The sequence below is a fragment of the Paraburkholderia sp. GAS41 genome (assembly GCF_050436545.1).
In the GTDB taxonomy this organism is placed as follows: domain Bacteria; phylum Pseudomonadota; class Gammaproteobacteria; order Burkholderiales; family Burkholderiaceae; genus Paraburkholderia.
Genome location: NZ_JBNDMK010000090.1, coordinates 1 through 1,128, shown reverse-complemented (window position 1 = coordinate 1,128; position 1,128 = coordinate 1). Strand labels below are relative to the sequence as shown.

The window sequence follows — 1,128 nt, the reverse complement described above, 5'->3', positions numbered from 1 at the left end:
ATGCGGAACTCGCGCTTGATCTTCTGCTGCACCATCCAGAACGGTTCGGTCCCTTGAGGCCGCAGAGCGCCGCGATGCGGACACTAGTGAGTCTGGTGGAACGGCGTCGGCAGCTGGTTGGCGACCAGACCCGGCTGACCAATCGGCTGTGCGACACGCTCAAGCAGTATTATCCGCAGACGCTGGAATGGTTCGATGACCGGGGCACGGTGCTGTTCTGCGACTTTCTCGACCGCTGGCCGACGCTGCGCTCGGTCAAGCAGGCCCGCACGGCGACCCTTGAGGCATTCTTCCGTGCGCACCACTGTCGCAGTGCGAAGCGGATCAGCGTGCGGATAGGATCGATCCGCGAGGCGGCACCGCTGACCGAAGACCCGGCGATCATCGGTCCATGCCGTCTGCACGTCTTGGCACTGGCTGCACAGCTACGCGCGGTGTTGGCTGCAATCGTGCAGTTCGAGCACGAGATCGCCGCGGTAGCGCCCACACTGCCGGACTATACGCTGTTCAAGAACCTGCCGGGTGCCGGCGCGCAGCTCGCCCCACGCCTGCTGGCCGCCTTCGGTGAGCAGCGGGAACGGTTCAGGAGTGCTGATGAACTGCAGAAGTACGTGGGTATCGCCCCGGTGACAGAGCGCAGCGGCAAACAGAGCTGGATCCACTGGCGCCTGCAGTGTCCGAAATTCCTGCGACAGACCTTCGTGGAATGGGCCGCCCAGACCATTCCACGCTCATTCTGGGCCGGTGCCTACTACCGGCAGCAGCGTGCTAAGGGCAGCTCGCACCACGTCGCCGTGAGAGCCCTCGCGTTCAAGTGGATTCGCGTCCTGTATCGCTGCTGGCAGAACCGCACGCCGTACAACGAGACCGTCTACCTCAACGTTCTCAGAAAACGCGGTTCGCTCCTTGCTGGCAAGCTGAGCACTTAGGTCAAGACTGGGTCCTGCTTTTTTATCTGATTGGGGCAAGCCGCGCAGCGGCGCGTCAGGCCGAAGGCGAAGCTCGCGGGGAGACGGTGGTCAACGAGGGAACCGCCGTCAGGCGGCTGTCCACGGGCGGGCGCGGGATAATCGCCGTAGCGAGCGTAGATGTTGAACGAATGCTTGACAGACCTACTCAGGGCATGAC

The 1,128-nt window shown here is 63.3% G+C and carries 2 protein-coding genes; one reads left to right on the top strand and one right to left on the bottom strand.

The window, feature by feature from the left end; translation table 11 throughout:
• Positions 1–929: transposase (locus P3T43_RS35685; protein WP_429285673.1), on the top strand; the 929-nt coding region annotated here is incomplete at its 5' end.
• Here P3T43_RS35685 and P3T43_RS35680 read toward each other — a convergent pair.
• On the bottom strand, positions 926–1,128 hold a 203-nt coding region (locus tag P3T43_RS35680; protein ID WP_429285672.1), incomplete at its 5' end, for a hypothetical protein. The genes P3T43_RS35685 and P3T43_RS35680 overlap by 4 nt on opposite strands.